The organism is uncultured Lutibacter sp., from assembly GCF_937891065.1.
Classification (GTDB): Bacteria; Bacteroidota; Bacteroidia; order Flavobacteriales; family Flavobacteriaceae; genus Lutibacter.
Genome location: NZ_CALAEQ010000064.1, coordinates 1 through 26,130, shown reverse-complemented (window position 1 = coordinate 26,130; position 26,130 = coordinate 1). Strand labels below are relative to the sequence as shown.

Here is a 26,130-nt window from a genome sequence, read left to right as displayed (position 1 = left end):
GAACTAATTCATCTAATTCAGTTAAAGATTTTTTACCAAAGTTACGGAACTTCATCAAGTCATTTTTATTAAATGATACCAAGTCTCCTAAAGTATCTACCTCTGCTGCTTTTAAACAATTTAGTGCTCTTACAGATAAATCCATATCCACTAATTTTGTTTTTAATAACTGACGCATATGTAATGATTCTTCATCGTATGTTTCAGTTTGTGCAATCTCATCAGCTTCTAATGTAATACGCTCATCAGAGAATAACATAAAGTGATGGATTAATATTTTAGCAGCTTCAGTTAAAGCATCTTTAGGTGAAATAGAACCATCCGTAGTGATATCAAATACTAATTTTTCGTAATCAGTCTTTTGCTCAACACGGAAATTTTCAACAGCATATTTTACATTTTTAATTGGTGTAAAAATTGAATCTGTAAAAATTGTTCCTAATGCTACTCCTGGTTTTTTATTTTCTTCAGCTGGTACAAAACCTCTACCTTTCTCAATTGATAATTCAAAATCAAGTTTAACAGATTTTTCCATATTACAAATAACTAAATCATGGTTTAAAACTTGAAACCCTGAAATATATTTTTGTAAATCTCCTGCTGTTAACTGATCTTGATTTGTAACTGAAATATTTACAGTTTCTCTATCTGAATCTTCTATTTGTTTCTTAAAACGAACTTGTTTTAAGTTCAAAATAATTTCAGTTACATCTTCAACAACACCTGTTATTGTTGAAAATTCGTGTTCAATACCCTCAATACGAAGTGATGTTATTGCAAAACCCTCTAATGAAGATAAAAGTACTCTTCTTAAAGCATTACCTACAGTTAAACCAAATCCTGGTTCTAAAGGTCTAAATTCGAATCTACCATTAAAATCGGTAGAGTCAATCATAATTACTTTATCGGGTTTTTGAAAATTTAAAATTGCCATAATTGAATTGGTATCTTTAAAATTATTTAGAGTATAACTCCACTATTAATTGTTCCTTAATATTTTCTGGAATTTGAATTCTTTCAGGAACACTCACAAAATTACCTTGTTTAGTTTCTGAATTCCAAGTAAGCCATTCATAAACATCATTTTTTCTAGAAGCTAACGAATTATCGATAGTAGCTAATGATTTTGATTTTTCTCTAACCGCTACAACATCGCCTGCGTTTAAAGAATATGAAGGAATGTTTACTAACTCACCATTTACAGTAATATGACGGTGAGAAACTAGTTGACGAGCAGCACTACGGCTAGGTGCAACACCTAATCTAAATACTACATTATCTAAACGAGATTCACAAAGTTGTAATAAAATTTCACCTGTTACTCCTGTTGAAGCAGATGCCTTTTTAAAAATATTTGAGAATTGTTTTTCTAAAATACCATAAGTGTATTTTGCTTTTTGCTTTTCAGACAACTGTATTGCGTATTCAGATTTTTTTCCTCTACGCTTATTAGCTCCGTGTTGTCCTGGAGGATAATTTCTTTTTTCAAAAGATTTATCTTCTCCAAAAATTGCTTCTCCGAATTTACGGGCAATTTTAGTTTTTGGTCCTGTATATCTTGCCATTTCTATTATTTGATTGATAGGGATTATGAATTAAGGCTTATCCTTCGATAATCTAAATTCCCATCGGTTAAAAATTAATTAAATTATACTCTTCTTCTTTTTGGAGGTCTACAACCATTATGTGGTGCAGGTGTAACATCAATGATTTCAGAAACTTCAATTCCTAAATTGTGAATTGATCTAATTGCTGATTCTCTTCCGTTACCTGGTCCTTTAACATAAACTTTTACTTTTCTCATACCTGCTTCATGTGCAACTTTCGCACAATCTTCAGCAGCTAATTGAGCAGCATAAGGAGTATTCTTTTTAGAGCCTCTAAAGCCCATTTTCCCAGCCGATGACCAAGAAATTACATCTCCCTTTTTATTAGTTAATGATATAATAATATTGTTAAATGAAGCTGTAATATGTGCTTCACCAACTGCCTCAACAATAACTTTACGTTTTTTAGTTTTAGTGCTTACTTTCGCCATAATATTTAGTTATTATTTAGTTGCTTTTTTCTTGTTAGCTACAGTTTTTCTCTTACCTTTTCTAGTTCTAGAATTGTTTTTGGTTCTTTGACCTCTTAAAGGTAATCCTGATCTATGACGTATACCTCTGTAACACCCAATATCCATTAATCGCTTAATGCTAATTTGTGTTTCAGAACGTAATTCACCTTCAATAGTGTAGTCTCCTACTTGTTCTCTAATCTCGTGAATTTCATCATCAGTCCAATCTTGAACTTTTGTGCTTTCATCAACTTTTGCAGTCGCTAAAATTTCTTTAGCTCTGCTTTTTCCGATTCCAAAAATATATGTTAATGCAATAACACCTCTTTTATTTTTTGGAATATCAATACCTGCTATTCTTGCCATATCTATCCTTGTCTTTGTTTAAATCTAGGATTCTTTTTATTGATTACATATAATCTGCCTTTTCTACGCACAATCTTGCACTCGGCACTTCTCTTTTTTACTGATGTTCTAACTTTCATCGTTTATACTTTAATATCTGTAAGTAATTCTTGCTTTTGATAAATCATAAGGGCTCATTTCTAACTTCACTTTATCACCTGGTAATAATTTAATATAATGCATACGCATTTTTCCAGATATATGTGCTGTTACAATATGTCCATTTTCCAACTCTACACGAAACATCGCATTTGACAATGCTTCTGTAATCGTTCCGTCTTGTTGTATGGCTGATTGTTTTGCCATTATGCTACTGATTTTCTTTTAGTTCCCTTTTTCATTAATCCATCATAATGACGATTTAATAAATGAGAATTAATTTGTTGTATTGTATCTATTGCCACACCAACCATAATTAATAACGATGTACCACCATAAAATAATGCCCAAGATTGCGTTAGTCCAAAATTAATAACAATAGAAGGCAAAATTGCAACTAAAGCTAAGAAAATAGATCCTGGAAACGTAATTAAAGATAAAATTCTATCTAACATTTCACCTGTATCTTTTCCTGGTCTAATCCCTGGTATAAATCCACCGCTTCTTTTTAAGTCATCAGCCATTTTATTGGTAGGAATGGTAATTGCAGTGTAAAAATAACTAAATATTATAATTAAAAATGCAAATAACAAGTTATACCATAAACCAAACATATTAGAAAATTCTATTCCAATAGATTTTACAGTATCATTATCTGACCCTGCCATTAATGCGGGTGCAAACATAATAGCCTGAGCAAATATGATAGGCATAACACCTGATGAATTTAATTTTAGTGGAATATAATCTCTTGAACCAGCTACACTTTTAATATTACCTGCAACTGTTTTTCTGGCATATTGTACAGCAATTCTACGAACTGCTGTTACTAAATAAACACATACTAAAATTACAAGTAACCAAACTATAACTTCTATTAAAATCATAATCATTCCTCCATTAGAAGCTGTTACTTTTGAAACCACCTCTTGAATAAATGATGAAGGGAAACGTGCAATAATACCAATCATAATTAATAATGATATACCATTACCAATTCCTTTATCTGTAATTTTTTCACCTAACCACATTGCGAAAATTGTTCCGGCTGTTAATATCACCATAGATGATAACCAAAACATACTTCCACTTATATAGAAAGCTTCAGAAGGAATTAATTGATATATATTAGTAATATACGCAGGTCCTTGAACCATAGTAATTGCTATTGTTAACCAACGAGTAATTTGATTTATTTTTTTTCTACCACTTTCACCGTCTTTTTGTAGTTTTTGTAAATAAGGAACCGCAATTCCCATTAATTGCACTACAATAGAAGCTGAGATATATGGCATAATACCTAAAGCAACAATAGAAGCTTGTGAAAATGCTCCTCCTGTAAACATATCAAGTAATCCTAATATCCCTCCTCCACTTGTTTGATTTGCAAGTGCAGCTTGTGCAACTGTAATATCAATACCTGGAAGTGGCACCTGTGCCGCAAAACGATAAATTGCCATAAATCCAAGTGTTAATAGAATCTTATTTCTAAGTTCCTCTATACTCCAAATGTCTTTAATGGTTTGAATTAATTTTTTCATCTATAAATAATTATTATACCGTTTCAGCTGAACCTCCAGCTTTTTCAATTGCAGCTTTTGCAGTAGCAGTAAATTTATGAACAGTTACGTTAAGTTTGGCTTTTAATTCTCCATCACCTAATATTTTTACTAGATCATTTTTATGAACTACGCCATTTTCAAGTAATATATCAAATGTTACTGTATCAGTAATTTTATTATTATCAACTAATTCTTGAAGTTTATGTAAGTTTATACCAACATATTCTTTACGATTAATATTAGTAAAACCAAATTTAGGTACACGTCTTTGCAAAGGCATTTGACCACCTTCGAAACCGATTTTTCTAGAGTATCCTGAACGAGACTTAGCCCCTTTGTGACCTCTTGTAGCAGTACCTCCTTTACCAGAACCTTGACCTCTACCAATTCGTTTTCCTTGAGTTTTAACCGATCCTTTAGCAGGTTGTAAGTTATTTAATGTCATCTCTTTATTTTATTTAATTTCTTCAACAGAAACTAAGTGTTTAACAGTATTTACCATCCCAATAATACTTGGAGTAGCTTCATGTTCTACAACTTGATTCATCTTGCGTAAACCCAAAGCATCCAAAGTTCTTTTTTGATTTTGAGGACGTCTAATTTTACTTTTAACTTGTGTTACTCTTATTTTTGTCATCGTTCCTCTTTTTATCCGTTAAAAACTTTATCTAAAGAGATTCCTCTTTCTTGAGCAATCATACTTGCACTTCTAAGTTGTAATAAAGCATCAAATGTAGCTTTTACAACATTGTGTGGATTTGATGATCCTTGAGATTTCGAAAGTACATCATGTACACCAACTGACTCAAGTACGGAACGAACAGCACCACCAGCAATAACTCCGGTACCGTGTGAAGCTGGTTTTAAAAACACTCTTGCTCCACCATATTTACCTTTTTGTTCGTGAGGTAATGTTTGCTTAATAATTGGAATTCTAACTAAGTTTTTCTTAGCATCTTCAATAGCTTTTGCAATTGCAGATGCTACATCTTTAGATTTACCTAATCCTTGTCCAACAACTCCATTTCCGTCTCCTACTACAACAATAGCTGAAAAACCAAATGCTCTACCACCTTTTGTTACTTTAGTAACTCTATTAACACCAACTAAATGATCTTGTAGTTCTAACCCACTAGGCTTAACTCTTTCTACGTTTTTGTATTTGTGATACATAATATATTAAAATTTTAAACCTGCTTCTCTTGCAGAGTCTGCTAGAGCTTTTACTCTACCGTGATACAAAAATCCATTTCTATCAAATGCAACTGACTCAATCCCAGCACTCATTACTTTTTCAGCGATAGTTTTACCTACTAATTTTGCAATGTCTGTTTTTGAACCGACTGATTCTATTTCCTTATTTCTAGATGATACTGATACAATAGTAGTACCTGTGTTATCATCTACTAATTGAGCATAAATTTCTTTGTTGCTTCTAAATACCGATAATCTCGGTTTAGTAGCTGTACCAAAAATAACCTTTCTGATTCTATGCTTAATTCTTTGCCTTCTTTGAAGCTTTGATAATGCCATAATATAATTAATTATGCAGATTTACCTGCTTTTCTTCTTAAAATTTCTCCTACAAATTTAACTCCTTTTCCTTTGTATGGTTCTGGCGGACGGAAAGAACGAATCTTAGCCGCAACAGCTCCTACTAATTGTTTATCAAATGAAGTTAATTTTACTCTTGGGTTTTTTCCTTTCTCTGAGATAGCTTCTACAATAACTTCTGGAGCTATATCTAAAACTATATTATGAGAAAAACCTAAAGCTAAATCTAACACTTGTCCTTGGTTACTGGCTCTATATCCAACACCAACAAGTTCTAATTCTTTAGTCCATCCTTCAGAAACTCCAACAATCATATTATTCAATAAAGCTCTGTATAAACCATGTTTTGCTTTATGGCTTTTACTATCAGATGGGCGTTCTACTATAATTTTCCCTTCTTCAACTTTAACTGTAATATCGTCTTTTATTTCTTGAGATAACTCTCCCAACTTACCTTTTACAGTAATTACATTCTCTTTAATATCGAATGTAATACCTGCTGGTAAAGTAATTGGATTATTTCCTATTCTTGACATCTTTACTTAGTTCTTTATTAATATACGTAACATAAAACTTCTCCACCAACATGCTCTAGCTTAGCTTTTTTACCTGTCATAACACCGTGAGATGTTGAAACAATTGCTATCCCTAATCCGTTTAAAACACGAGGTATTTCATTAGCACCTACATATTTACGAACTCCAGGTGTACTTACACGCTGTAATTTCTTTATAACTGAAGCTTTTGTTGCTTTATCATATTTCAAAGCTATTTTAATAGTTCCTTGAACACTTTCATCTTCAAACTTATAGCTTAGTATATAACCTTGATCAAATAAAATCTTAGTTATTTCTTTCTTAACTTTAGATGCTGGTATTTCAACAACTCTGTGACCTGCCATTATAGCATTTCTAACTCTTGTCAGATAATCTGCGATTGGATCTGTAATCATATTTATTAATTTGCGGTTTTGGTTTTCAATATTATTATTGAACCTAAAACCAGTTAAAATTTTTTACCAACTGGCTTTTCTTACTCCTGGTATTAAACCTTGATTTGCCATTTCACGAAATGTAACACGTGAAATTCCAAATTGTCTAATATACCCTTTTGGCCTTCCTGTTAATTTACAACGATTGTGTAAACGTACTGGAGATGCATTTTTTGGTAATTTTTGTAATGCATCATAATCTCCAGCTTCTTTTAAAGCTTTACGTCTTTCAGCATACTTTGCAACTACCTTTTGTCTTTTAACCTCGCGGGCTTTCATTGATTCTTTAGCCATTCCTTAATTCTTTTTAAATGGTAAACCTAATTCACTTAATAATGATTTTGCTTCTTTATCAGTTTGAGCAGATGTTACAAATGTAATATCCATACCGCCTATTTTGTTTACCTTATCAATATCTATTTCTGGATAGATGATTTGTTCAGTAATACCTAGGTTGTAATTTCCTCTTCCATCAAAACCATTTGCTTTGATTCCGTTAAAGTCCCTTACACGAGGTAAAGATGCAGTAACCAATCTATCTAAAAATTCGTACATTTTTACACCACGTAAAGTTACTTTTGCACCAATTGGTACACCTTTACGTAATTTAAAAGCTGCAACATCTTTCTTAGATATCGTTGATATAGCATGTTGACCTGAAATTTTTGTTAATTCGTCAACAGCATAATCAATTAATTTCTTATCAGCTACAGCAGCACCAACTCCTTTACTAATTACAATTTTTTGTAATTTAGGAACTTGCATTACATTTTTATAACTGAATTCTTCCGTAAGAGCACCAATTATTCTATTCTTATACTCTTCTTTTAGTCTTGGTATATAAGTCATAACTAAATTGCTTTATTCGTTTTTTTAGAAACTCTAACTTTCTTGTCAGCTTCCATTCTATATCCAACTTTAGTTACTTCACCATCTTCTAGCAACATTAAGTTTGAAATATGAATAGTAGCTTCCTTTTTTACAATACCACCTTGAGGGTTTTGCGCGCTAGGTTTTGTATGTTTAGATACCATATTGACACCTTCAACAATTGCTCTGTTTTTACTTGGAAAAATAAGAACTACTTTCCCTTCTTCTCCTTTATGGTCTCCTGCCATAACTCTAACATTATCTCCTGATTTGATCTTTAACTTCATCGTATAATATTTTATTAAAGCACTTCAGGTGCTAATGATACAATTTTCATAAATTGTTTTTCACGAAGTTCTCTTGCAACAGGACCGAATACACGAGTCCCTTTCATTTCACCAGAAGTAGCGTCTAATAATACACAAGCATTATCATCAAATCTTATATAAGATCCATCTTTTCTTCTAATTTCTTTCTTCGTTCTAACAACTACAGCTTTAGCTACTTGACCTTTCTTTACTGATCCATTTGGTGTAGCATCCTTAATAGATACAACAATTTTATCACCAATTGATGCATAACGTTTTCTAGTTCCTCCTAAAACTCGGATAACTAAAACTTCTTTAGCTCCAGTATTATCAGCTACTCTTAATCTTGATTCTGTCTGTAACATAATTATTTAGCTCTTTCTAGGATTTCTACTAATCTCCAACGTTTAGATTTACTCATTGGACGTGTTTCCATTATTCTAACAGTATCTCCAATATTGCAATCATTTGTCTCATCGTGTGCAACATATTTCTTTGTGCTTAACACGAATTTACCGTACATAGGGTGTTTCACTTTTTTAACTTCAGCAACAACAATAGATTTCTCCATTTTATTACTAGAAACTATACCTATTCTCTCTTTTCTAAGATTTCTTTTTTCCATCTTTACTGAATACAATTATTGTAATTCTCTTTTAGTTAATTCTGTAGCAACACGTGCAACAGTTCTTCTAAGTGCTCTCAATTGCATTGGTGTTTCCAATGGTGAAATTGCGTGAGCCATTTTCAGATCAGTATAACTTTTCTTTAAACTTCCAAGTTTTTCTTGTAACTCTTCTGTTGATAATCCTATAATTTCAGATTGTTTCATTTTCTTAATCGTTTATTAAGCGTTATCAAAATCTCTAGCTACAACAAGTTTCGTTTTAACAGGCAACTTTTGTGCTGCTAAACGTAAAGCTTCTTTTGCTACGTGAGCAGGTACTCCACCTACTTCAAACATAATTCTTCCAGGTTTAACTACGGCTACAAAATATTCTGGTGCACCTTTACCTTTACCCATACGTACTTCTAATGGTTTTTTAGTAATTGGCTTATCTGGAAATATTTTAATCCATAATTGACCTTCTCTTTTCATATGACGAGTTGCTGCAATACGTGCTGCTTCGATTTGACGAGAAGTAAGTAAGTCTTGTTCTAAAGATTTGATACCAAACATTCCATTTGAAAGTTGGTGCCCTCTTTGAGAATTTCCATTCATGTTCCCTTTACCCTTCTGTACTTTACGATATTTAACTCTCTTTGGCTGTAACATTTTAAATTCTAAATTTTAAAAAATTATTTTCTTCTACGTGGTTGTGGTCTCTTTGAATTTCCACCTCTATCATTACCGCCTTTTCCTTGTTTTTTGGAAAGACCAACTAGTGGTGACAATTCTCTTTTACCATATACCTCGCCTTTCATAATCCATACTTTTACGCCTAAACGTCCGTATGTAGTATGAGCTTCAACAAGTGCATAATCAATATCAGCTCTAAAAGTAGAAAGAGGAATTCTTCCATCTTTATAATGTTCTGATCGTGCCATTTCAGCACCATTTAAACGTCCTGAAATTTGTACTTTAATCCCCTCAGCATTCATACGCATTGTAGCTGCAATTGCCATTTTAATTGCTCTTCTGTATGAGATTCTGCTCTCAATTTGACGAGCTATACTAGCACCTACAAGTTTTGCGTCTAATTCTGGACGTTTAATTTCAAAAATGTTGATCTGAACTTCTTTGCCTGTAATTTTTTTAAGCTCTTCTTTTAACTTGTCTACCTCTTGACCACCTTTCCCAATAATAATACCAGGTCTAGCAGTAGTGATAGTAACGGTTACAAGTTTAAGTGTACGCTCAATAATTACTGTTGAAACACTTGCTTTTGATAAACGAGCATTTATATACTCTCTTATTTTATAATCTTCAGCAATCTTATCGCCGTAGTTTCTTCCTCCATACCAGTTAGAATCCCATCCTCTGATAATTCCTAAACGATTTCCTATTGGATTTGTTTTTTGTCCCATACTACTTATGATTGTTTGCTAACGTTTTTACTTCCTAAGATTAATGTTACATGATTAGAACGTTTTCTAATACGATGTGCGCGCCCTTGAGGTGCTGGTCTTAATCTTTTTAACATTCCTGCGCTGTCTACAAATACTGACTGAACAAATAACCCAGCTTCTTCAATACTTGAACCTTCATTTTTTGCTTGCCAATTTGCAATAGCACTCAATAATAATTTTTCAAGATTAATTGATGCTTCTTTTACATTGAATTTTAAGATTTGCAAAGCTTTTTCAACTTCTACTCCTCTAATCAAATCAGCAACTAAACGCATTTTTCTTGGTGATGTAGGACAACCTGTAAGCTTAGCAAAAGCTATTTGCTTTTTCTCCTCTTTTATCTGTTGTGCTCTTAATTTTTTACGAACTCCCATGATTTCCTACTATTTTTTTCCTTTGTTTTTTGCACCACCGTGTCCTCTGTAAGAACGTGTTGGTGAAAATTCTCCTAATTTATGCCCTACCATGTTTTCTGTTACATAAACTGGTACAAACTGACGTCCGTTGTGAACAGCAATTGTTTGTCCTACAAAATCTGGTGTAATCGTAGAGGCTCTAGACCACGTTTTAATTACTGATTTGCTTCCAGATTCTACATTTGTTTGAACTTTCTTATCTAGTTTACGAAAAACGTAAGGTCCTTTTTTTAATGAACGTGCCATATATCAATTATTTTTTTCTACGTTCTATAATATATTTATTACTCGCCTTGGTCTTAGATCTTGTTTTGAATCCTTTAGCAGGTATTCCATTTCTAGATCTTGGGTGACCACCTGAAGATTTACCTTCTCCACCACCCATTGGGTGATCAACAGGGTTCATCACTACAGGTCTTGTTCTAGGTCTTCTTCCTAACCATCTAGATCTACCAGCTTTACCTGATACTAACAATTGATGATCTGAATTAGACACTACACCTATTACAGCACTACAAGTCACAAGAATCAATCTTGTTTCACCTGATGGTAATTTAATAGTTGCGTATTTTCCATCTCTTGCCATTAATTGAGCAAATGATCCTGCGCTACGAGCTAAAACAGCTCCTTGACCAGGATGTAACTCAATACAAGAAATGGTTGTTCCCAATGGAATTTGGCTTAACAATAACATATTTCCAATATCCGGAGTAGCTCCTTCACCTGAAATTACTTTTTGTCCAACCTTTAATCCATTTTGTGCGATAATATATCTCTTCTCACCATCAACATATGCTAACAAAGCAATAAATGCTGTACGGTTTGGATCGTATTCTATAGATTTTACTGATGCAGGGATACCATTCTTATCTCTTTTAAAATCGATAATACGATATTTCTTTTTATGACCACCACCAATGTAGCGCATTGTCATTTTCCCTGTGTTGTTTCGACCTCCAGATCTTTTATTCGGAGCAAGTAAACTTTTCTCCGGCTTATCAGTAGTTATGGTGTCGAACCCATTTACTACTCTAAAACGCTGACCTGGTGTTACTGGTTTTAATTTTCTAACTGACATTTTTTATTATATATTGCTATAAAAATCAATATTCTCTCCTTCTGCTAACTGAACAATTGCTTTTTTGTAAGCACCCTTCATAGCGTGTACCATTCCACTTTTAGTGAATTTAGTATTACGCTGAACTGGGTAGTTCATAGTTTTAACACTTTCAATTTCAACACCGTAAGCTTTCGCTACAGCATTTTTAATTTCAAGCTTGTTAGCTTTTTTATTCACAACAAACGCATAACGATTAAATAATTCGCTATCCTTTGTTGCTTTTTCCGTTATAATAGGTTTAATTAAAATATTCATTACTCTGGTACCTATTTACTTAAGTTAGACTCAATTCCTTCTAAAGAACTTTCTAGAAGAATTATTTTATTTACATTCAACAATTCGTAAGTGCTTAAACCTGAATTAGTTGTGGTTTTTGAGCGTTTCAAATTGCGCGATGACAAATATACATTATTATTTGGTTCAGCAAACACAAATAAAGATTTTTTGTTTACTAGATCAAAAGCTGCTAAAACTTCAGTAAAGTATTTTGTTTTTGGAGATTCAAAATTGAAGTCTTCTACAACTATAATATTGTTCTCTTTTGCTTGAATACTAAATGCCGATTTACGAGCTAATCTTTTTAAATTTTTATTCAATTTAAAAGAATGATCTTGTGGTCTAGGGCCAAAAATTCTTCCTCCACCTCTAAAAACACCAGATTTTATACTACCTGCACGAGCTGTTCCTGTTCCTTTTTGTTTCTTGATCTTTCTAGTACTTCCAGAAATTTCAGCTCTTTCTTTAGATTTGCTAGTTCCTTGTCTTTTATTTGCCAAATATTGCTTTACATCTAAATATACCGCGTGTTTATTTGGCTCAATTCCATATACAGTGTCAGAAAGTTCAACTTTTCTTCCTGTATCTTTTCCTTGTATGTCTAAAACTGCTACTTTCATTATTTCTGAATGATTACATAAGCGTTAGTATGACCAGGAATTGCTCCCTTAATCACAAGTAAATTCTTTTCTGGAACTACTTTTAAAACTCTTAAATTTTGAACTGTAACTTTATTTCCTCCCATTCTACCTGCCATACGCATTCCTTTGAATACTCTAGCTGGATAAGATGCAGCACCAATTGAACCTGGAGCTCTTAAACGGTTATGTTGACCGTGGGTCGCTTGACCTACACCGGCAAAACCGTGACGTTTTACAACACCTTGAAATCCTTTACCTTTTGAATTTGCTGATACATCAACAAAATCTCCTTCAGCAAAAATTTCAACTGTTAGTTGATCTCCTAATTTGTGCTCACCATCAAAACCTTGGAATTCGATAACTTTTTTCTTGGCAGTGGTCCCCGCTTTTTTAAAGTGACCATCTAAAGCTTTATTAGAGCTTTTTGCCTTCTTGTCATCGAAACCTAATTGAAGTGCCGTATAACCGTCTACTTCATCAGTTCTGACTTGGGTGATAACGCATGGACCTGCTTCGACTACTGTACAAGGAATGTTTTTCCCGTTTTCGTCGAATAAGCTGGTCATTCCGATTTTTCTTCCTATTAACCCAGACATTTTAACTTAATTTAATTATTATTTATTTTTATTTAAAAAAAACAGGGTCAAAAATACTTCAACCCTGAATGTATTTTCGTTTTTCCCTTGACAACCGCTTAGGACATGTATGCTTCGACTTTGCTCAGCAACTTAGAAATTAAACTTTAATTTCTACTTCAACTCCACTTGGTAATTCTAACTTCATTAAAGCATCAATAGTTTTTGATGATGAACTATAAATGTCTAATAATCTTTTGTAAGAACTTAATTGGAATTGCTCTCTAGATTTTTTATTTACGTGTGGTGAACGTAAAACTGTGAAAATCTTTTTATGTGTTGGTAATGGAATTGGTCCGTTTACAACTGCTCCTGTGCTTTTTACCGTTTTTACGATTTTCTCAGCAGATTTATCTACTAAATTGTAATCGTACGATTTTAATTTTATTCTAATTTTTTGACTCATCGTTTATAATTTAGAGATTATCCTTTAACTTTTGCGATTACTTCTTCTGCAATATTGCTAGGTGTTGCTTCATAATGAGAAAATTCCATTGATGAAGTAGCTCTACCTGATGACAATGTTCTTAATGTAGTAACATAACCAAACATTTCTGATAAAGGCACTGTTGCTTTTACAACTTTTGCACCAGCTCTATCATCCATTGCAGTTACCTGCCCTCTTCTTCTATTTAAATCACCTACAATATCTCCCATATTTATTTCTGGAGTTACTACATCAATTTTCATAATTGGCTCTAGAATAACTGGCTTACATGCTTTCGATGCTGACTTATATCCTAATTTTGCTGCCAATTCGAATGATAATTGATCTGAATCTACTGCGTGGAATGAACCATCAACTAACTCAACTTTTAAACTATCCATTTCGTATCCCGCTAAAGGACCGTTTTTCATAGCCATTTTGAATCCTTTTTCAATTGAAGGGACAAATTCTTTTGGAACATTACCACCTTTAATAGAATTTATAAATGTCAATCCTGGTTTATCATCATCCGCTGGACTCATAATAAATACAATATCCGCAAATTTACCACGTCCACCAGATTGTTTTTTGTATGATTCACGATGTCTAGTTTCACTAGTAATCGCTTCTTTATACTCAACTTGAGGTTGACCTTCGTTTACTTCAACTTTGAATTCACGTTTTAAACGATCTACAATAATTTCTAAGTGTAATTCACCCATTCCCGAAATAATTGTTTGCCCAGAAGCTTCATCAGTTTTAGCAGTAAATGTAGGATCTTCCTCAGCTAATTTAGCAAGAGCCATTCCTAATTTATCAACATCTGCTTTTGTTTTAGGTTCAACAGCAATACCAATTACAGGATCTGGAAAATCCATAGATTCTAATACAATTGGGTGTTTTTCATCACACATTGTATCTCCTGTTCTAATGTCTTTAAATCCAACACCAGCTCCAATATCACCTGCTTCAATATAATCGATAGCGTTTTGTTTATTCGCATGCATTTGATAAATACGTGAAATACGTTCTTTTTTACCAGAACGAGTATTCAATATATATGAACCAGCATCTAAACGCCCAGAATATGCTCTAAAGAAAGCTAAACGACCAACAAATGGATCTGTAGCAATTTTAAAAGCCAAAGCAGCAAACGGCTCCTTTACATTTGGCTTACGAATTTCTTCTTTTTCTGTATTTGGATTTATACCAATTACACCTTCTTTATCTGTTGGTGAAGGTAAATAACGACAAACAGCATCTAATAAAAACTGTACTCCTTTATTTTTAAAAGCAGAACCACAAATCATAGGAATAATAGACATATCCATTACAGCAGCACGAAGCGCAGCATGCACTTCATCTTCAGTAATAGAATCTTCATCTTCCATATATTTTTCTAAAAGATTTTCATCATAAGCAGCAACCTCTTCAATTAATTTACCACGTAATTCTCTTGCTTCTGCTTTTAGTTCTTCTGGAATTTCAATAACATCAAAAGTTGCACCTAGTGTTTCATCATGCCAAACAATTGCACGATTCTTAACTAAATCAATAATCCCTTTAAAGTTTTCTTCATCACCAATATTCATAACAATAGGGACTGCATTAGAACCTAACATTTCTTTAACTTGTTGACAAACCTCTAAAAAGTTAGCTCCTTGACGGTCCATTTTATTAACGAAACCAATTCTTGGCACTTTGTAGTTATCAGCTAATCTCCAGTTAGTTTCAGATTGTGGTTCAACACCATCCACTGCACTAAATAAGAAAACCAATCCATCCAACACACGTAAAGAACGATTTACCTCTACAGTAAAGTCTACGTGACCTGGAGTATCAATTATATTAAAGTGATAACCTTTTGCTTCAGCAGTAGGCTCTCCATTTTCTTTTGGAAATATCCACTCACAAGTTGTAGCAGCAGAAGTAATTGTAATACCTCTTTCTTGCTCTTGCTCCATCCAGTCCATTGTCGCAGCACCATCGTGCACTTCTCCAATTTTATGTGAAACACCTGTGTAATAAAGGATACGCTCTGTACATGTTGTTTTACCAGCATCAATATGAGCAGCAATTCCTATATTTCTTGTATATTTTAAATCTCTTGCCATTCTATTTATTAAAATCTAAGGTGAGAGAATGCTTTATTAGCATCAGCCATTTTATGAACATCAATTCTTTTCTTAACAGCAGCACCTTCTTCTTTTGCAGCAGCTAATACTTCACCAGCTAAACGCTGAGCCATTGATTTTTCATTACGTTTTCTTGAATATGAAATCAACCATTTGATTGCAATAGACACCTTACGGTCTGGTCTAATTTGCTGTGGAATTTGAAATGTTGCCCCTCCAACTCTTCGGCTACGGACCTCAACTTGTGGCATTACATTGCTTAATGCATCTTTCCAAATTTCTAATGATGTTTTTTCTTCGTCTTGTTTTTTCTGTTCTACAATGTCTAATGCATCATAGAATACTTTGAAAGCTGTAGACTTTTTACCATCCCACATTAAGTTATTCACAAAACGTGTTACTAACTGATCGTTAAATTTTGGATCCGGTAAAAGCGGTCTTTTTTTCGCTGCTCTTTTTCTCATGTCTTTACATTAAAGTTTTTAAAATTACTTTTTTGGTGCTTTTGTACCATATTTAGAGCGACGTTGCGTTCTTCCTGCAACACCTGCAGTATCTAATGCTCCACGAACAATATGATACCTAACTCCTGGTAAATCTTTAACCCTTCCACCTCTAACTAATACTATCGAGTGCTCTTGTAAATTATGACCTTCTCCAGGGATGTAAGCATTTACTTCATTACCATTTGTTAACCTTACCCTTGCTACTTTACGCATTGCTGAGTTTGGTTTTTTTGGCGTTGTAGTATAAACACGTGTACATACACCTCTTCTTTGAGGACATGAATTTAAAGCAGCCGATTTACTCTTCTTAGTTATTTTGGTTCTTCCTTTTCGTACTAATTGCGAAATTGTTGGCATACTAAAATCTTGTTATTTATTACTTTTTAATTAATTAGCTCTTTTCAAAGAGTTTGCAAATGTACAAATATTTTTTTCTTAATCAAATATGATTTTTATTTTATTTTTAAATCATTTTTCACAAAAAATATCTTGTATATTCACATCTTATAAATTAATGATTTGAAAGCCGTTTTTAAGCACTTATTTTACAACTTATTATTTAGTATTTCATTTGCTTCATTGAATGCTCAAAATTTTGAATTACTAGTTTCAGCGAAAGACAGTACTAACAATTCAGTATTAACATCCATAACATATAATAAAGAGCACACTACAGAAAAGAGCATTCAAGAAGAAACTATTCTAATTTCCAAAAAATTAGCATTCTTAGGCTATATAAATAATAGTTATTTACTTAACAAAAAAGACTCCATCTATCATTATACCTATACGCTTAACAAAAAAATTGACACAATTTTAATAAAGTATTCTAATAAAAACATTAGCAATAATATATTAAATAAAATATCTGCTAATTACACAGCTTCCTACTTTGAAATAACCACAAATAAAATTGAGTTCGCCTTAAATAGCATTGTAACCTATTTTGAAAACAAAGGCGCTTCATTTACAAATGCTTCACTAATTAATATACAGCAAGAAGGAAATAAACTAATTGCAGAGCTCAAATTAGTTATCACAGAAGAAAGAAAGATTAATGCCGTAATCATAAAAGGTTATGATGAGTTTCCAAAAAAATATGTACGTCATCATCTTAATTTAGAAACAAATTCAACTTTTAATTTAACAACCTTAAATAATTTAGATAAAAGAATAAATACAATTCCTTTTACAACGCAACTAAAAAAACCTGAAGTACTATTTACTAAAGACTCTACTGCATTATTTTTATATTTAAAAAAGAAAGCAACGAGTATTTTTGATGGTATTATTGGTTTTTCAAATGACGCAACTAACAACAAATTAATATTTAATGGTTATTTAGATTTAACACTCAATAATATTTTTAATAAAGGAGAAACTTTTGGCTTTAATTGGAAAAATAACGGAAGTAATACACAAACTTTAAATTTAGAGTTTAGAACACCTTATATTTTTAATACACCATTTAGTACTTCTGGGGATTTTTCAATTTTAAAACAAGATTCTACTTATGTAAATACTAAATCGCAATTAAATATTAATTACAATATTAATAGCAACCATTCTGTAAACGCACTGCTTAATAATGAAAGTTCAAACTTAAATTCATTACAAAATACTTCAATAGCATTCTCTGAATTTAAAAATTCATTTATAGGGCTATCTTATACTTACAGAATGCTTAATAATAACTTACAAACAAGCAAACCTGCTTTTTTAGCAACTGCAGGCTATTTAACAGGAAATAGAACAACTCTCACTGACAAAACCCATCAAGATAAGCTTCGTTTTTTTACTGAATGTACTTTAGCATTAAATATGCAACATTCTATTTATATAAAAAGCACCAATGAATTATTAAATGCCGCAAATTTATTACAAAATGAATTATTTAGAATTGGTGGCGCAAATTCTATCAGAGGTTTTGACGAACAAAGCATTTTTACTTCAAAATATTCTGTAACCAACATTGAGTACCATTATGCCATAAACCAAACAACACATATTTATTCTATAACTGATGTTGCTTTATTAAATGATAATAGCACTAATTCAACTTCAACACTCTTCGGAATTGGTTTAGGTTATTATTTCAATACAAATTATAGTATTGTAAATATAAGTTATGCCATTGGCAAAATAGATGAATCTACATTTAACTTAAATAATTCCAAAGTGCACATTAAAATAACATATCCCTTTTAGATTAAATTATAGAAACACGCAACTATATTAAACAATCTACATCTATATTAATAGGTCATTAACATTTTAATGAGTTTTATAAACACTTTTTATGAAATCTTGAAATAACATGCGGGTTAGACACTATATACCTTTAAAATTTAACATATTTTAAGACTTTAACACTAAAAAGTTTGGTTTATTAACAAATTATTAAGATTTTTGACATAATTAATTCAAATAATTATATAATGAAAACAAAGTTTAATGGTTTTTTAACGCTTCTATTAGCGTTTATGGTGCAAATCACATTTGCACAAGAAAAAACTGTTACGGGTAACGTAGCCGACGCAAGTGGGCCTCTACCTGGAGTAACAGTTCTAATTAAAGGTGCCAATGTAGGTACACAAACAGATTTTGATGGTAACTATTCCATGAAAGCCAATGTTGGCGATGTATTGCAATTCAGCTTTATGGGTATGCAAACAGTTGGAAAAACAGTTGGCGCATCTAACATTATTAATGTTTCGATGAAAGAAGATGCCGAAGCATTAGAAGAAGTTGTGGTAACTGGTTTTGGTAGAAAAGTTGAAAAACGATCTGCTACTTTTGCCGTTCAACAGGTTGGCGGTGATGAAATGACAGCTGCCCGTGAAAGTAACATTGTAAACTCTTTGTCAGGTAAAATTGCAGGGGTACAAATTACAAACAGTTCAGGTGCCGTTGGTTCTTCTTCAAGAGTTGTACTTAGGGGAGCTTCTTCTATTACAGGTAACAACCAACCATTATATGTGGTTAATGGTGTGCCTTTAGAAAGTGGTAACTATGGAAACTCAAATTCTAGTGGTGGTGCTGATATGCCAAATGGTATTTCAGATATTAACGCTGATGATATTGAATCTATTTCTGTTCTTAAAGGACCTGCTGCTGCTGCACTTTATGGTGTAAGAGCTGCAAATGGTGTAATTCAAATTAAAACAAAAACAGGTAAAAAAGGACAAGGTTTAGGTATTACATTTAACAGCACTATGTCTGTCGAAGATCCTTTATTAATGCCAGATTTTCAAAATTCTTATGGACAAGGAAGTAATCCTTATTTCTTTGAATGGGTTGATGGTTCAACTGGTTCTGGTGGAGTTGATGAAAGTTGGGGACCTCCTTTAGATGTTGGTTTAGAGTTTGTACAATGGAATTCTTATACTGTTGGTGGTGCACCACTTCCTTGGGTTTCTAAACCTGATAACATTAAAGATTTTTACGATACAGGTGTAACTTTAAATAACAGTATTTCATTTACTGGTGGTGCAGAAAATATTGGGTACAGATTATCTGTTGGATCTATGGATCAAACTGGTATGGTTCCAAATACTGACCTTAGAAGATTTTCTGTAAGTGGTTCATCTACATATACAATGTCTGATAAATTTACGACTTCAATTGATTTTAATTATGCACGTTCAAAAAGTGATAACTTTGTAACACAAGGTTACAACAATGAAAATCCAGTACAACAAATGATTTGGTCTGGTAGAAACGTTGATTTTGCTGCTTTAAAGGATTGGAGAAATCTACCATTAGCTCCAGTAGGAACTGCTGCTGAAGGTACTCCAACAAACTGGAATACAGTGTTTCAAAACAACCCATACTGGGTGTTAGATACAAATACAAGAGAATATGCTAAAGATAGAGTTGTTGGAAATATTGCTTTAAATTATGCGATTAATGATCGTTTTAATATTAGTGGTAAAGTAGGAACTAACTTCTGGAATTCAAGACAAAATTTCAGACAAGCCTTTGGAAGTAACAATGCTCCTAATGGTTATTACTCAGAAACTAACCGTACGTATATTGAAAACAATTCAGAAGTAATTGTATCTTATAATACGAAGTTAACTGATGATTTAGCTTTTGAAATTAGTGCTGGTGGAAACGCTATGTATAGAAAAGCAGAGTTAGCTTTTACAGGTGTTCCTCAATTGCAATTACCGGGCTTATACAATGTTAGTAACTTAGCAGCAGGAAGTAGCTGGGTAGTTTCTAATTCATTTTCTGAGCAAAAAATTAATAGTTTATTTGGTTTTGGTAAATTTTCTTATAAAAACTACTTATTCTTAGAATTTTCTGCAAGAAATGACTGGTCTAGTTTATTACCAAAAGACAATAATAATTTCTTCTACCCATCTGTAACAGCTTCTGCTGTAGTTACTGATATGGTTGATATAAAATCTGATGTTTTATCTTTCTTAAAATTAAGAGGTGGATGGTCAGAAGTTGGAGGTATTGGAGCTTTAAGCCCATATCAATTAGTTCCAACATATGCATTATCAACTGAAACTTGGGGTGGTAATTCTGTTGCCTTTTTACCAGGTACTTTAAACAATCCAACAATTAAATCTGAATCTACCACAGGTACTGAATTTGGAATAGACGTTAGAATGTTTAGCGATAAACTTCGTTTTAATGCTACATACTATGACCAAACAAGTACTGACTTAGTTGTACCAGTTCAAGTAACTGCTGCTTCTGGTTATACAAATGCCGTACAAAATGTTGGTGAAATGAATAACAAAGGTTTTGAATTACAATTGGGAGCTACACTTGTTGAAAAAGGTGACTTTAAATTTGATTTAGATTTAAACTTTGCTAAAAACACCAACGAAGTTGTTTCATTAGGAGGTTTAGAGTCTTTAGTGTTAGGTGGCCAATGGTCTATGACATTAGAAGCAAGAGAAGGTCATTCATATGGTGATATTGTAGGTTCTTACTTTGAAAGACAAGGTGGAGAAATCGTATTTGAAAATGGATTACCAAAAATTGCATCAGGAACTAAAGTATTAGGTAATATTACTCCTGATTGGACTGGTGGTGCTAACTTTACATTTAGCTATAAAAACTTTAGTTTAAACACTTTGGTTGATGCTAAAATTGGAGGTGACATTTATACAATGACAACTTCTTGGGGTAGATACGCTGGGGTACTAGAAGAAACGATATTTGGTAGAGAGACTGGTATTATTGGTGATGGTGTAATGCTTGATGGTGGTGTATACGTAGCTAACAACGTGGTTAGATCTGCTGAAGATTACAATAAAAGAGCTTACTCTAATAGTATTGTTGAAAGTTCAGTTTTTGACGCTTCTTACGTAAAATTAAGACAAGTAATGTTAACTTACAAATTACCAAAACAATTAATTGAGAAAACATTATTTACCAATATCAATTTCTCTTTAGTGGGTCGTAACTTATTAATTTTACATAAAAACGCGCCACATATTGATCCTGAATCTTCTTTCAGCGATGATAACGGAACTCAAGGTCAAGAGTTTGGACAGTTACCATCTGCAAGAAGTATTGGTTTTAATTTACAATTAAAACTATAACCTTAACAATTCTAAAATATTAAAAATATGAAACGATTTAAAATTATAACAATTCTCTTCTTCAGCCTACTGGTATCAGTTGGTTGTGACAGTGATTTTGAAGAGATAAATCAAGATCCTAACAATCCATTAGCAGTACCAGCTGACTTGCTGATACCTGGGATTGCTAGAGCTGCTCAAAACAGTAACTACAGTACCTTTATAGGTGGTGATATGGGAGCTTGTTGGTCTCAACAATTTTCAAAAGTGCAGTACAATGATGAGGAAAGATACATTCCTAGACAAGGTGTAATATCAGGTGTTTGGAATACATGGTACGCTGTAGTTATTGCTGATGCAGATGCTATGTACAATATAGCTGAAGCTGAAGGTAATAATAATATGATGGGGGTTGCTTTAACGCTACAAGCCTATGGATATGCATTTTTAACAGATGTATATGGTGATATTCCATTTTCTGAAGCTATTACTGCTGATGAAGGAAATATAGCACCTGCCTATGATACACAAGCTGATGTTTATGCTGGTATTTTTGCAATGTTAGACAATGCAATTGCTTTATTAGACACTGGTGGATCTATCAATGCTACTAATGATGTTATTTATGGTGGAGACGCAGGCTTATGGAAAAAATTTGCAAGTTCATTAAAATTTAGAGCTTTAATGAGAGCTTCTGGAAAAATGAGTGTAGCTTCTGAATTACAAGCTTTAGTAACTGCTGGTAATCTATTTAGTAGCAATGCTGAAGAAGCAAAACTAGTATATTTAGGTGCTGACCCAAGTTCAAACCCACTGTATGAAAGTATTGTGTTTGGAACAAGAGGTGAATGGAAAATAAATTCTGAAATGGTTGATTGGTTAGCTTTTGATGCAGATCCAAGATTACCTGTGTACGCTGGTTTAAATGACGCTGATGAATATAGAGGAAAACCTTCTGGTTATGCTGATGTACCTAATGATGATTATAACTATACAAATGTATCAGCTTTAGGAGATTTTTATTTACGTCCTGAGTTACCTGGTTTCTTTGTCTCTAACCCAGAATTAAAATTCTTAATGGCTGAAGCTGCTACTAAAGGGTATATTTCGGGTGATGCAAATGCTTATTATGTTGAAGCAATTACTGCATCTTTAGATTTTAATGAAGTTGCGGCACCTGATGCAGCTGCTTTTTTAGCTGGTAAGTTTTTACAATCTAATCAAGCTGTCGCTTTAGAGCAAATAGGTCGTCAAAACTGGGTTGCTTTATTCTCACAAGGAGTAGAGTCTTGGAATGAGTGGAGAAGAACTGGTTACCCAGCATTAAGTGCTGCTGCAGAAGCAGATTTAAATGAAATTCCATCACGTTACAATTATCCAACTTCTGAAGGATCAATTAACAAAGCTAATTATGATGCTGCGGTTGCAAACCAAGGAGCAGATTTATTAACGACACCAGTTTGGTGGATGAATTAAGACAAATTAATATAAAAACTTATAATTATGAAAAAAATATTTAATCTGTTTGTAGCGGTTTCATTATTATTCATTTACTCTTGTAATGATAATGCTGATTTTCCTACAGATGACTATTTAACAGGTACTGCCGTTGAAGGTGGTGCTATTGTAGCAATAAATTCGAACTCGTCAGGGAAACTTTTAGGAGTTCCTTCTTCTCAAAATTTTGAGACAGCTACTATTGCTTTTGCTGCAACAGAACTAGATTTAGGAGTGCTTTTAATGTCAGGTGGTTCAGAAATTGCTAGTTATGAAATTTTAAAATCTATAAATGGTGGAGCTGAAGTTTCTGTGGCAAGTACTCCTACTTTACCAATTAGTTTGGTTTATACAACTATTGATCAATTTATTAATGGTCTAGGTATTGGAGCTAATGATTTAAGAATTGGTGATGTAATTAAATTTAGAACAAAAATGACTAAAACTGACGGTTCTATAATATATGCTGGACCAACTGATGGTACTTATAGCTTAACTGTAAGCTGTTCGTCTGATTTAGCAGGAACTTATAACTTAACAATGGTTTCAAGTAACGGTTGGAATGTGAATTTCCCTAATGAAGTAATTACTGAGGTAAGTCCAGGATATTATAAAACAACTTCTATTTATAGATGGGCTGTTGGATCAATTGCTCCTGATCAAGGTTTTAACTTCACTGATGTTTGTGGGGAATTAACTGTACCTGATCAACAATTAGCACAAGGTTATTACTCAAATGCTGTTGCAAATACAGAGCCTGGCTTTGTTGATGGTGTAACTGGTGACTTAAAGATATTTTACTCTGTAGAATTTTCTGGAGTGCCTACAACTTGTGTAGCAACTTTTACTAAAATAAACTAAAAACTAAGAAAATGAAAATAAATATTATAAAAAAGGTCTTAATGCTTTTTGCATTAGGAGCTATCATTATAAGTTGTGATGAAGATCAACAAGTTGGAGCGAGTGTTTCTACTCCTTCATCTCCGACCATCTCCATTGCATTGGGTTTTACAAATCCAACACTTATAGAGAATGATACAGAGCACACTTATACAGTAACTTTAAGTGAAACTCAAATAGTAGACGTTAAATTACACGTTGATCAAATTGGAGGTACTGCTAGTGCTGATGATTATGAAATGACAACATCTCTTGTGATACCAGCTGGTTATTTATCAGCAAGTGGTAGTATTACAATTCTGAATGATGATTTAATTGAAGATACTGAAACATTGCAAATACAAATAGGTGGTATTACTACTGCAAACGCTGCATTGACACCTGTAACCACTGAATTTACTATCTTAAATTACACTACTGGAGACTTAGTAATTGATATGAATTGGGATATGTCTATCGCAACTGATGATGCTGGTGAAGAAATTTCTGCAACAGCTTTTGCTGATATGATATTATTTGTATCATCTACGCCTGACAATGCAGGAGATATTGGAGTAGCTGATGGAGGAAGTTTTGAAACTTTTGTTTTAGATGGAGATACACCTGACGGTACGTATTATGTAGTAGCTGGATTTTATGAAGCTAATGAAGAAATCATTAGAACTTTAGATTTTGGAATAGAATTTAATCAAGCTGGTGTAATTAATGGAGAATCATATGATTTCCCTGGAGCTATGAGTAATGAAGCTACTTGTGATGGTATTTACTATGTACTCGCTGAAGTTACTAAAACTGGTGCTTCTTACGCTATTACTCCTGTAGGAGAAACACAACCTCCTTTAGATGTTGAAGGTGAATGGTATTTTGATATGCAAGATGTTTATCAAGATGGTTGGGATGGTGCTTATATTACTGTAACTATCAACGGAGTTTCTACTGATTATGCAGCTGATGATGGTGGTGGTGCTCAATTTGAATTATATCTAGATGTACCTGCAGGTGCAACAATGAGTATTACATATACTTCTGGTGATTGGGAAGAAGAACATCATTTATATATTTTAGCTCCTGACGGAACTGAATATGTTTATGGCGCACAATGGTCTGGATCTAATATTCCAGCAGGAACTTTATTTGATAACTTAAACCCTTGCGGTTAAATTAAATAAATTTAAATAATAAACTAAAAACCATCAGCTAAGCTGATGGTTTTTTTATGCTCCAAATTAAGAAAGATCTACAAATTAAAAGCAATACTAAGTAGTAGATGGAGAACAAAATATCATATCCTATTTATATGACACTCAATTTTAAATCTTCACTATTAATTTAATGTATGAAATAAATAATACATTTATAACCCTTAAAAATAAGTCGACAGACTTTTGAAATACAGTTTAGATGAAAGTTATATCTCTTTAAAATTTATAATCTCCATTAGTAAAACCAATGGCGATTATAATATCCTTCAAATTAAATAGTATTGAAACTATACATTTAAAAAGCAATTTTCTAAAGTTACATCCTATAAATACCAACTTAATAAGATGCTAAGTATTAATTTTATTATTTTACAGCAATAAATTACTAAAGTCTTTTGTAATTTAACTTAAATAAAAGATTACTATCTATAAAGAATAATAATAGTTAACTAACTTCATGACATCATCTTCTTTACTGAAATTAATTTTCTTTGCTTTTATAAAGCTCATTAAATTCTTTGAATGATTATCTAATACAGGCATAATATCCTTTTTCCGTAGCCTTACTTTTGTATATAAACCATCCGCATTTTTAATATAATAGGTGATTTTATCCTGAAATTCTAAAGGGAAATTATTCTCTGTTTGACTTCCTTTACTTCTATTAGGATCAAAAACTATTTTAGCATTCTTTTTAATAAAATAATTCGTTTTTTGTAGATTAAAAACTATTTCATAAAAACCACCAGTTGCTTCACCTTTAAAATTACTACTATTAAGTTTAACAAAATCATGTTTTAATTGACTATCTTCTAAGATAGAAAATCCCGTGAGAGTTCTATCAGTTATTTCAATAATTTCGTCAAGATTTTCTGCATATTTAATTAAAACACGATCTTTATAAGCATCAT

At 32.6% G+C, this 26,130-nt stretch carries 37 protein-coding genes; 5 read left to right on the top strand and 32 right to left on the bottom strand.

Annotated features, from left to right (window positions below; genetic code table 11):
- From Q0352_RS04025 to rpsL, 31 genes are all read right to left on the bottom strand, one after another.
- Window positions 1–934: DNA-directed RNA polymerase subunit alpha (locus Q0352_RS04025; protein WP_299524023.1), on the bottom strand; the 934-nt coding region annotated here is incomplete at its 3' end.
- Between the two features lie 22 nt (window positions 935–956).
- Window positions 957–1,565, bottom strand: coding sequence for a 30S ribosomal protein S4 (gene rpsD / locus Q0352_RS04020; protein WP_299524019.1), 609 nt, complete (start codon window positions 1,563–1,565; stop codon window positions 957–959).
- A gap of 83 nt (window positions 1,566–1,648) precedes the next feature.
- The gene (gene rpsK, locus Q0352_RS04015) at window positions 1,649–2,038 is read right to left on the bottom strand and encodes a 30S ribosomal protein S11 (RefSeq protein WP_299524015.1); all 390 of its coding nucleotides are present in this window, start codon (window positions 2,036–2,038) and stop codon (window positions 1,649–1,651) included.
- Between the two features lie 12 nt (window positions 2,039–2,050).
- A complete protein-coding gene (gene rpsM, locus Q0352_RS04010; protein WP_299524012.1) occupies window positions 2,051–2,425 on the bottom strand; it encodes a 30S ribosomal protein S13 in 375 nt (124 codons plus the stop codon).
- Between the two features lie 2 nt (window positions 2,426–2,427).
- Complete coding sequence (gene ykgO / locus Q0352_RS04005; protein WP_081932050.1) at window positions 2,428–2,544, bottom strand: type B 50S ribosomal protein L36; 117 nt, start codon at window positions 2,542–2,544, stop codon at window positions 2,428–2,430.
- A 10-nt stretch (window positions 2,545–2,554) separates the two neighbouring features.
- On the bottom strand, window positions 2,555–2,770 hold the full coding sequence (infA, locus tag Q0352_RS04000; protein WP_004568721.1) for a translation initiation factor IF-1: 216 nt from the start codon (window positions 2,768–2,770) through the stop codon (window positions 2,555–2,557).
- Window positions 2,770–4,104 (bottom strand): preprotein translocase subunit SecY, encoded by a 1,335-nt coding sequence (gene secY / locus Q0352_RS03995; protein WP_299524008.1) that lies wholly within the window; start codon window positions 4,102–4,104, stop codon window positions 2,770–2,772. Before secY ends, infA begins: the two co-directional genes overlap by 1 nt.
- A 13-nt stretch (window positions 4,105–4,117) precedes the next feature.
- Window positions 4,118–4,570, bottom strand: coding sequence for a 50S ribosomal protein L15 (rplO, locus tag Q0352_RS03990; RefSeq protein WP_299524004.1), 453 nt, complete (start codon window positions 4,568–4,570; stop codon window positions 4,118–4,120).
- A gap of 9 nt (window positions 4,571–4,579) precedes the next feature.
- Window positions 4,580–4,762 carry a 50S ribosomal protein L30 gene (gene rpmD, locus Q0352_RS03985; RefSeq protein WP_299524001.1) on the bottom strand — a complete coding sequence of 61 codons (183 nt, stop codon included), beginning with the start codon at window positions 4,760–4,762 and terminating at the stop codon, window positions 4,580–4,582.
- 11 nt (window positions 4,763–4,773) lie between these two features.
- Window positions 4,774–5,298: a 30S ribosomal protein S5 gene (gene rpsE / locus Q0352_RS03980; protein WP_299523998.1), complete on the bottom strand. Its 525-nt coding sequence runs from the start codon at window positions 5,296–5,298 to the stop codon at window positions 4,774–4,776.
- Window positions 5,299–5,304: 6 nt separating this feature from the next.
- Window positions 5,305–5,658 (bottom strand): 50S ribosomal protein L18, encoded by a 354-nt coding sequence (rplR, locus tag Q0352_RS03975; protein WP_299523995.1) that lies wholly within the window; start codon window positions 5,656–5,658, stop codon window positions 5,305–5,307.
- Window positions 5,659–5,669: 11 nt separating this feature from the next.
- Window positions 5,670–6,215, bottom strand: a complete 546-nt coding sequence (gene rplF, locus Q0352_RS03970) for a 50S ribosomal protein L6 (protein ID WP_299523992.1) — start codon at window positions 6,213–6,215, stop codon at window positions 5,670–5,672.
- 17 nt (window positions 6,216–6,232) lie between these two features.
- Window positions 6,233–6,631 (bottom strand): 30S ribosomal protein S8, encoded by a 399-nt coding sequence (gene rpsH / locus Q0352_RS03965; RefSeq protein ID WP_299523989.1) that lies wholly within the window; start codon window positions 6,629–6,631, stop codon window positions 6,233–6,235.
- Between the two features lie 63 nt (window positions 6,632–6,694).
- Window positions 6,695–6,964 (bottom strand): 30S ribosomal protein S14, encoded by a 270-nt coding sequence (gene rpsN, locus Q0352_RS03960; RefSeq protein ID WP_299523986.1) that lies wholly within the window; start codon window positions 6,962–6,964, stop codon window positions 6,695–6,697.
- A 3-nt stretch (window positions 6,965–6,967) separates the two neighbouring features.
- Window positions 6,968–7,519, bottom strand: coding sequence for a 50S ribosomal protein L5 (rplE, locus tag Q0352_RS03955; RefSeq protein ID WP_299523983.1), 552 nt, complete (start codon window positions 7,517–7,519; stop codon window positions 6,968–6,970).
- A 2-nt stretch (window positions 7,520–7,521) separates the two neighbouring features.
- Complete coding sequence (gene rplX / locus Q0352_RS03950) at window positions 7,522–7,827, bottom strand: 50S ribosomal protein L24 (RefSeq protein ID WP_299523980.1); 306 nt, start codon at window positions 7,825–7,827, stop codon at window positions 7,522–7,524.
- 14 nt (window positions 7,828–7,841) lie between these two features.
- A complete protein-coding gene (gene rplN / locus Q0352_RS03945; RefSeq protein ID WP_299523976.1) occupies window positions 7,842–8,213 on the bottom strand; it encodes a 50S ribosomal protein L14 in 372 nt (123 codons plus the stop codon).
- 2 nt (window positions 8,214–8,215) lie between these two features.
- The gene (gene rpsQ, locus Q0352_RS03940; protein ID WP_089380849.1) at window positions 8,216–8,473 is read right to left on the bottom strand and encodes a 30S ribosomal protein S17; all 258 of its coding nucleotides are present in this window, start codon (window positions 8,471–8,473) and stop codon (window positions 8,216–8,218) included.
- A 15-nt stretch (window positions 8,474–8,488) separates the two neighbouring features.
- Window positions 8,489–8,680 (bottom strand): 50S ribosomal protein L29, encoded by a 192-nt coding sequence (rpmC, locus tag Q0352_RS03935; RefSeq protein ID WP_299523966.1) that lies wholly within the window; start codon window positions 8,678–8,680, stop codon window positions 8,489–8,491.
- 15 nt (window positions 8,681–8,695) lie between these two features.
- On the bottom strand, window positions 8,696–9,124 hold the full coding sequence (gene rplP / locus Q0352_RS03930; RefSeq protein WP_299523963.1) for a 50S ribosomal protein L16: 429 nt from the start codon (window positions 9,122–9,124) through the stop codon (window positions 8,696–8,698).
- Between the two features lie 23 nt (window positions 9,125–9,147).
- A complete protein-coding gene (gene rpsC / locus Q0352_RS03925) occupies window positions 9,148–9,876 on the bottom strand; it encodes a 30S ribosomal protein S3 (RefSeq protein WP_299523960.1) in 729 nt (242 codons plus the stop codon).
- A 5-nt stretch (window positions 9,877–9,881) separates the two neighbouring features.
- On the bottom strand, window positions 9,882–10,292 hold the full coding sequence (gene rplV, locus Q0352_RS03920; protein ID WP_299523957.1) for a 50S ribosomal protein L22: 411 nt from the start codon (window positions 10,290–10,292) through the stop codon (window positions 9,882–9,884).
- A gap of 9 nt (window positions 10,293–10,301) precedes the next feature.
- Window positions 10,302–10,580, bottom strand: a complete 279-nt coding sequence (gene rpsS / locus Q0352_RS03915) for a 30S ribosomal protein S19 (RefSeq protein ID WP_299523954.1) — start codon at window positions 10,578–10,580, stop codon at window positions 10,302–10,304.
- Between the two features lie 7 nt (window positions 10,581–10,587).
- Window positions 10,588–11,412, bottom strand: coding sequence for a 50S ribosomal protein L2 (rplB, locus tag Q0352_RS03910; protein WP_299523951.1), 825 nt, complete (start codon window positions 11,410–11,412; stop codon window positions 10,588–10,590).
- 6 nt (window positions 11,413–11,418) lie between these two features.
- Window positions 11,419–11,709, bottom strand: a complete 291-nt coding sequence (gene rplW / locus Q0352_RS03905) for a 50S ribosomal protein L23 (RefSeq protein WP_299523949.1) — start codon at window positions 11,707–11,709, stop codon at window positions 11,419–11,421.
- Between the two features lie 11 nt (window positions 11,710–11,720).
- Window positions 11,721–12,350, bottom strand: a complete 630-nt coding sequence (gene rplD / locus Q0352_RS03900) for a 50S ribosomal protein L4 (RefSeq protein WP_299523946.1) — start codon at window positions 12,348–12,350, stop codon at window positions 11,721–11,723.
- Window positions 12,350–12,967, bottom strand: a complete 618-nt coding sequence (gene rplC, locus Q0352_RS03895; RefSeq protein ID WP_299523944.1) for a 50S ribosomal protein L3 — start codon at window positions 12,965–12,967, stop codon at window positions 12,350–12,352. The genes rplD and rplC overlap by 1 nt, the downstream gene beginning before the upstream one ends.
- Before the next feature lie 139 nt (window positions 12,968–13,106).
- Window positions 13,107–13,412: a 30S ribosomal protein S10 gene (gene rpsJ, locus Q0352_RS03890; RefSeq protein WP_089378517.1), complete on the bottom strand. Its 306-nt coding sequence runs from the start codon at window positions 13,410–13,412 to the stop codon at window positions 13,107–13,109.
- Window positions 13,413–13,429: 17 nt separating this feature from the next.
- Window positions 13,430–15,547 (bottom strand): elongation factor G, encoded by a 2,118-nt coding sequence (gene fusA / locus Q0352_RS03885; protein WP_299523933.1) that lies wholly within the window; start codon window positions 15,545–15,547, stop codon window positions 13,430–13,432.
- Window positions 15,548–15,555: 8 nt separating this feature from the next.
- On the bottom strand, window positions 15,556–16,032 hold the full coding sequence (gene rpsG, locus Q0352_RS03880) for a 30S ribosomal protein S7 (RefSeq protein ID WP_299523930.1): 477 nt from the start codon (window positions 16,030–16,032) through the stop codon (window positions 15,556–15,558).
- Window positions 16,033–16,056: 24 nt separating this feature from the next.
- On the bottom strand, window positions 16,057–16,431 hold the full coding sequence (rpsL, locus tag Q0352_RS03875; RefSeq protein WP_299523927.1) for a 30S ribosomal protein S12: 375 nt from the start codon (window positions 16,429–16,431) through the stop codon (window positions 16,057–16,059).
- A gap of 162 nt (window positions 16,432–16,593) precedes the next feature.
- On the opposite strand from rpsL, the gene Q0352_RS03870 reads away from it, so the two are divergent.
- The 5 genes from Q0352_RS03870 (at window position 16,594) to Q0352_RS03850 (ending at window position 25,177) form a co-directional block, all read left to right on the top strand.
- A complete protein-coding gene (locus tag Q0352_RS03870) occupies window positions 16,594–18,282 on the top strand; it encodes a hypothetical protein (protein ID WP_299523924.1) in 1,689 nt (562 codons plus the stop codon).
- A 230-nt stretch (window positions 18,283–18,512) separates the two neighbouring features.
- Window positions 18,513–21,641: a SusC/RagA family TonB-linked outer membrane protein gene (locus Q0352_RS03865; protein ID WP_299523921.1), complete on the top strand. Its 3,129-nt coding sequence runs from the start codon at window positions 18,513–18,515 to the stop codon at window positions 21,639–21,641.
- 27 nt (window positions 21,642–21,668) lie between these two features.
- Complete coding sequence (locus tag Q0352_RS03860) at window positions 21,669–23,096, top strand: SusD/RagB family nutrient-binding outer membrane lipoprotein (RefSeq protein ID WP_299523918.1); 1,428 nt, start codon at window positions 21,669–21,671, stop codon at window positions 23,094–23,096.
- Window positions 23,097–23,123: 27 nt separating this feature from the next.
- Entirely contained in the window at window positions 23,124–23,978 is an 855-nt protein-coding gene (locus Q0352_RS03855) for a hypothetical protein (protein WP_299523915.1), read from the top strand.
- Between the two features lie 11 nt (window positions 23,979–23,989).
- Window positions 23,990–25,177, top strand: coding sequence for a hypothetical protein (locus Q0352_RS03850; RefSeq protein WP_299523912.1), 1,188 nt, complete (start codon window positions 23,990–23,992; stop codon window positions 25,175–25,177).
- Between the two features lie 468 nt (window positions 25,178–25,645).
- On the opposite strand, the gene Q0352_RS03845 is transcribed toward Q0352_RS03850, so the two are convergent.
- A partial coding sequence (locus tag Q0352_RS03845) for a hypothetical protein (RefSeq protein ID WP_299523909.1) occupies window positions 25,646–26,130 on the bottom strand: 485 nt, incomplete at its 5' end.

What these genes read in the sequence shown, in the direction of transcription:
- rpsD (WP_299524019.1), bottom strand. Translation starts at nt 1,565, where the DNA reads ATGGCAAGATATACAGGACCAAAAACTAAAATTGCCCGTAAATTCGGA.
- rpsK (WP_299524015.1), bottom strand. Translation starts at nt 2,038, where the DNA reads ATGGCGAAAGTAAGCACTAAAACTAAAAAACGTAAAGTTATTGTTGAG.
- rpsM (WP_299524012.1), bottom strand. Translation starts at nt 2,425, where the DNA reads ATGGCAAGAATAGCAGGTATTGATATTCCAAAAAATAAAAGAGGTGTT.
- ykgO (WP_081932050.1), bottom strand. Translation starts at nt 2,544, where the DNA reads ATGAAAGTTAGAACATCAGTAAAAAAGAGAAGTGCCGAGTGCAAGATT.
- infA (WP_004568721.1), bottom strand. Translation starts at nt 2,770, where the DNA reads ATGGCAAAACAATCAGCCATACAACAAGACGGAACGATTACAGAAGCA.
- secY (WP_299524008.1), bottom strand. Translation starts at nt 4,104, where the DNA reads ATGAAAAAATTAATTCAAACCATTAAAGACATTTGGAGTATAGAGGAA.
- rplO (WP_299524004.1), bottom strand. Translation starts at nt 4,570, where the DNA reads ATGACATTAAATAACTTACAACCTGCTAAAGGATCGGTTAAAACTCAA.
- rpmD (WP_299524001.1), bottom strand. Translation starts at nt 4,762, where the DNA reads ATGACAAAAATAAGAGTAACACAAGTTAAAAGTAAAATTAGACGTCCT.
- rpsE (WP_299523998.1), bottom strand. Translation starts at nt 5,298, where the DNA reads ATGTATCACAAATACAAAAACGTAGAAAGAGTTAAGCCTAGTGGGTTA.
- rplR (WP_299523995.1), bottom strand. Translation starts at nt 5,658, where the DNA reads ATGGCATTATCAAAGCTTCAAAGAAGGCAAAGAATTAAGCATAGAATC.
- rplF (WP_299523992.1), bottom strand. Translation starts at nt 6,215, where the DNA reads ATGTCAAGAATAGGAAATAATCCAATTACTTTACCAGCAGGTATTACA.
- rpsH (WP_299523989.1), bottom strand. Translation starts at nt 6,631, where the DNA reads ATGATTACAGATCCAATCGCAGATTATCTGACAAGAGTTAGAAATGCT.
- rpsN (WP_299523986.1), bottom strand. Translation starts at nt 6,964, where the DNA reads ATGGCTAAAGAATCAATGAAAGCCCGCGAGGTTAAAAGACAAAAGGTA.
- rplE (WP_299523983.1), bottom strand. Translation starts at nt 7,519, where the DNA reads ATGACTTATATACCAAGACTAAAAGAAGAGTATAAGAATAGAATAATT.
- rplX (WP_299523980.1), bottom strand. Translation starts at nt 7,827, where the DNA reads ATGAAGTTAAAGATCAAATCAGGAGATAATGTTAGAGTTATGGCAGGA.
- rplN (WP_299523976.1), bottom strand. Translation starts at nt 8,213, where the DNA reads ATGTTACAGACAGAATCAAGATTAAGAGTAGCTGATAATACTGGAGCT.
- rpsQ (WP_089380849.1), bottom strand. Translation starts at nt 8,473, where the DNA reads ATGGAAAAAAGAAATCTTAGAAAAGAGAGAATAGGTATAGTTTCTAGT.
- rpmC (WP_299523966.1), bottom strand. Translation starts at nt 8,680, where the DNA reads ATGAAACAATCTGAAATTATAGGATTATCAACAGAAGAGTTACAAGAA.
- rplP (WP_299523963.1), bottom strand. Translation starts at nt 9,124, where the DNA reads ATGTTACAGCCAAAGAGAGTTAAATATCGTAAAGTACAGAAGGGTAAA.
- rpsC (WP_299523960.1), bottom strand. Translation starts at nt 9,876, where the DNA reads ATGGGACAAAAAACAAATCCAATAGGAAATCGTTTAGGAATTATCAGA.
- rplV (WP_299523957.1), bottom strand. Translation starts at nt 10,292, where the DNA reads ATGGGAGTTCGTAAAAAATTAAGAGCACAACAGATAAAAGAGGAGAAA.
- rpsS (WP_299523954.1), bottom strand. Translation starts at nt 10,580, where the DNA reads ATGGCACGTTCATTAAAAAAAGGACCTTACGTTTTTCGTAAACTAGAT.
- rplB (WP_299523951.1), bottom strand. Translation starts at nt 11,412, where the DNA reads ATGTCAGTTAGAAAATTAAAACCAGTAACACCAGGTCAGCGTTTTAGA.
- rplW (WP_299523949.1), bottom strand. Translation starts at nt 11,709, where the DNA reads ATGAATATTTTAATTAAACCTATTATAACGGAAAAAGCAACAAAGGAT.
- rplD (WP_299523946.1), bottom strand. Translation starts at nt 12,350, where the DNA reads ATGAAAGTAGCAGTTTTAGACATACAAGGAAAAGATACAGGAAGAAAA.
- rplC (WP_299523944.1), bottom strand. Translation starts at nt 12,967, where the DNA reads ATGTCTGGGTTAATAGGAAGAAAAATCGGAATGACCAGCTTATTCGAC.
- rpsJ (WP_089378517.1), bottom strand. Translation starts at nt 13,412, where the DNA reads ATGAGTCAAAAAATTAGAATAAAATTAAAATCGTACGATTACAATTTA.
- fusA (WP_299523933.1), bottom strand. Translation starts at nt 15,547, where the DNA reads ATGGCAAGAGATTTAAAATATACAAGAAATATAGGAATTGCTGCTCAT.
- rpsG (WP_299523930.1), bottom strand. Translation starts at nt 16,032, where the DNA reads ATGAGAAAAAGAGCAGCGAAAAAAAGACCGCTTTTACCGGATCCAAAA.
- rpsL (WP_299523927.1), bottom strand. Translation starts at nt 16,431, where the DNA reads ATGCCAACAATTTCGCAATTAGTACGAAAAGGAAGAACCAAAATAACT.
- Q0352_RS03865 (WP_299523921.1), top strand. Translation starts at nt 18,513, where the DNA reads ATGAAAACAAAGTTTAATGGTTTTTTAACGCTTCTATTAGCGTTTATG.
- Q0352_RS03860 (WP_299523918.1), top strand. Translation starts at nt 21,669, where the DNA reads ATGAAACGATTTAAAATTATAACAATTCTCTTCTTCAGCCTACTGGTA.
- Q0352_RS03855 (WP_299523915.1), top strand. Translation starts at nt 23,124, where the DNA reads ATGAAAAAAATATTTAATCTGTTTGTAGCGGTTTCATTATTATTCATT.
- Q0352_RS03850 (WP_299523912.1), top strand. Translation starts at nt 23,990, where the DNA reads ATGAAAATAAATATTATAAAAAAGGTCTTAATGCTTTTTGCATTAGGA.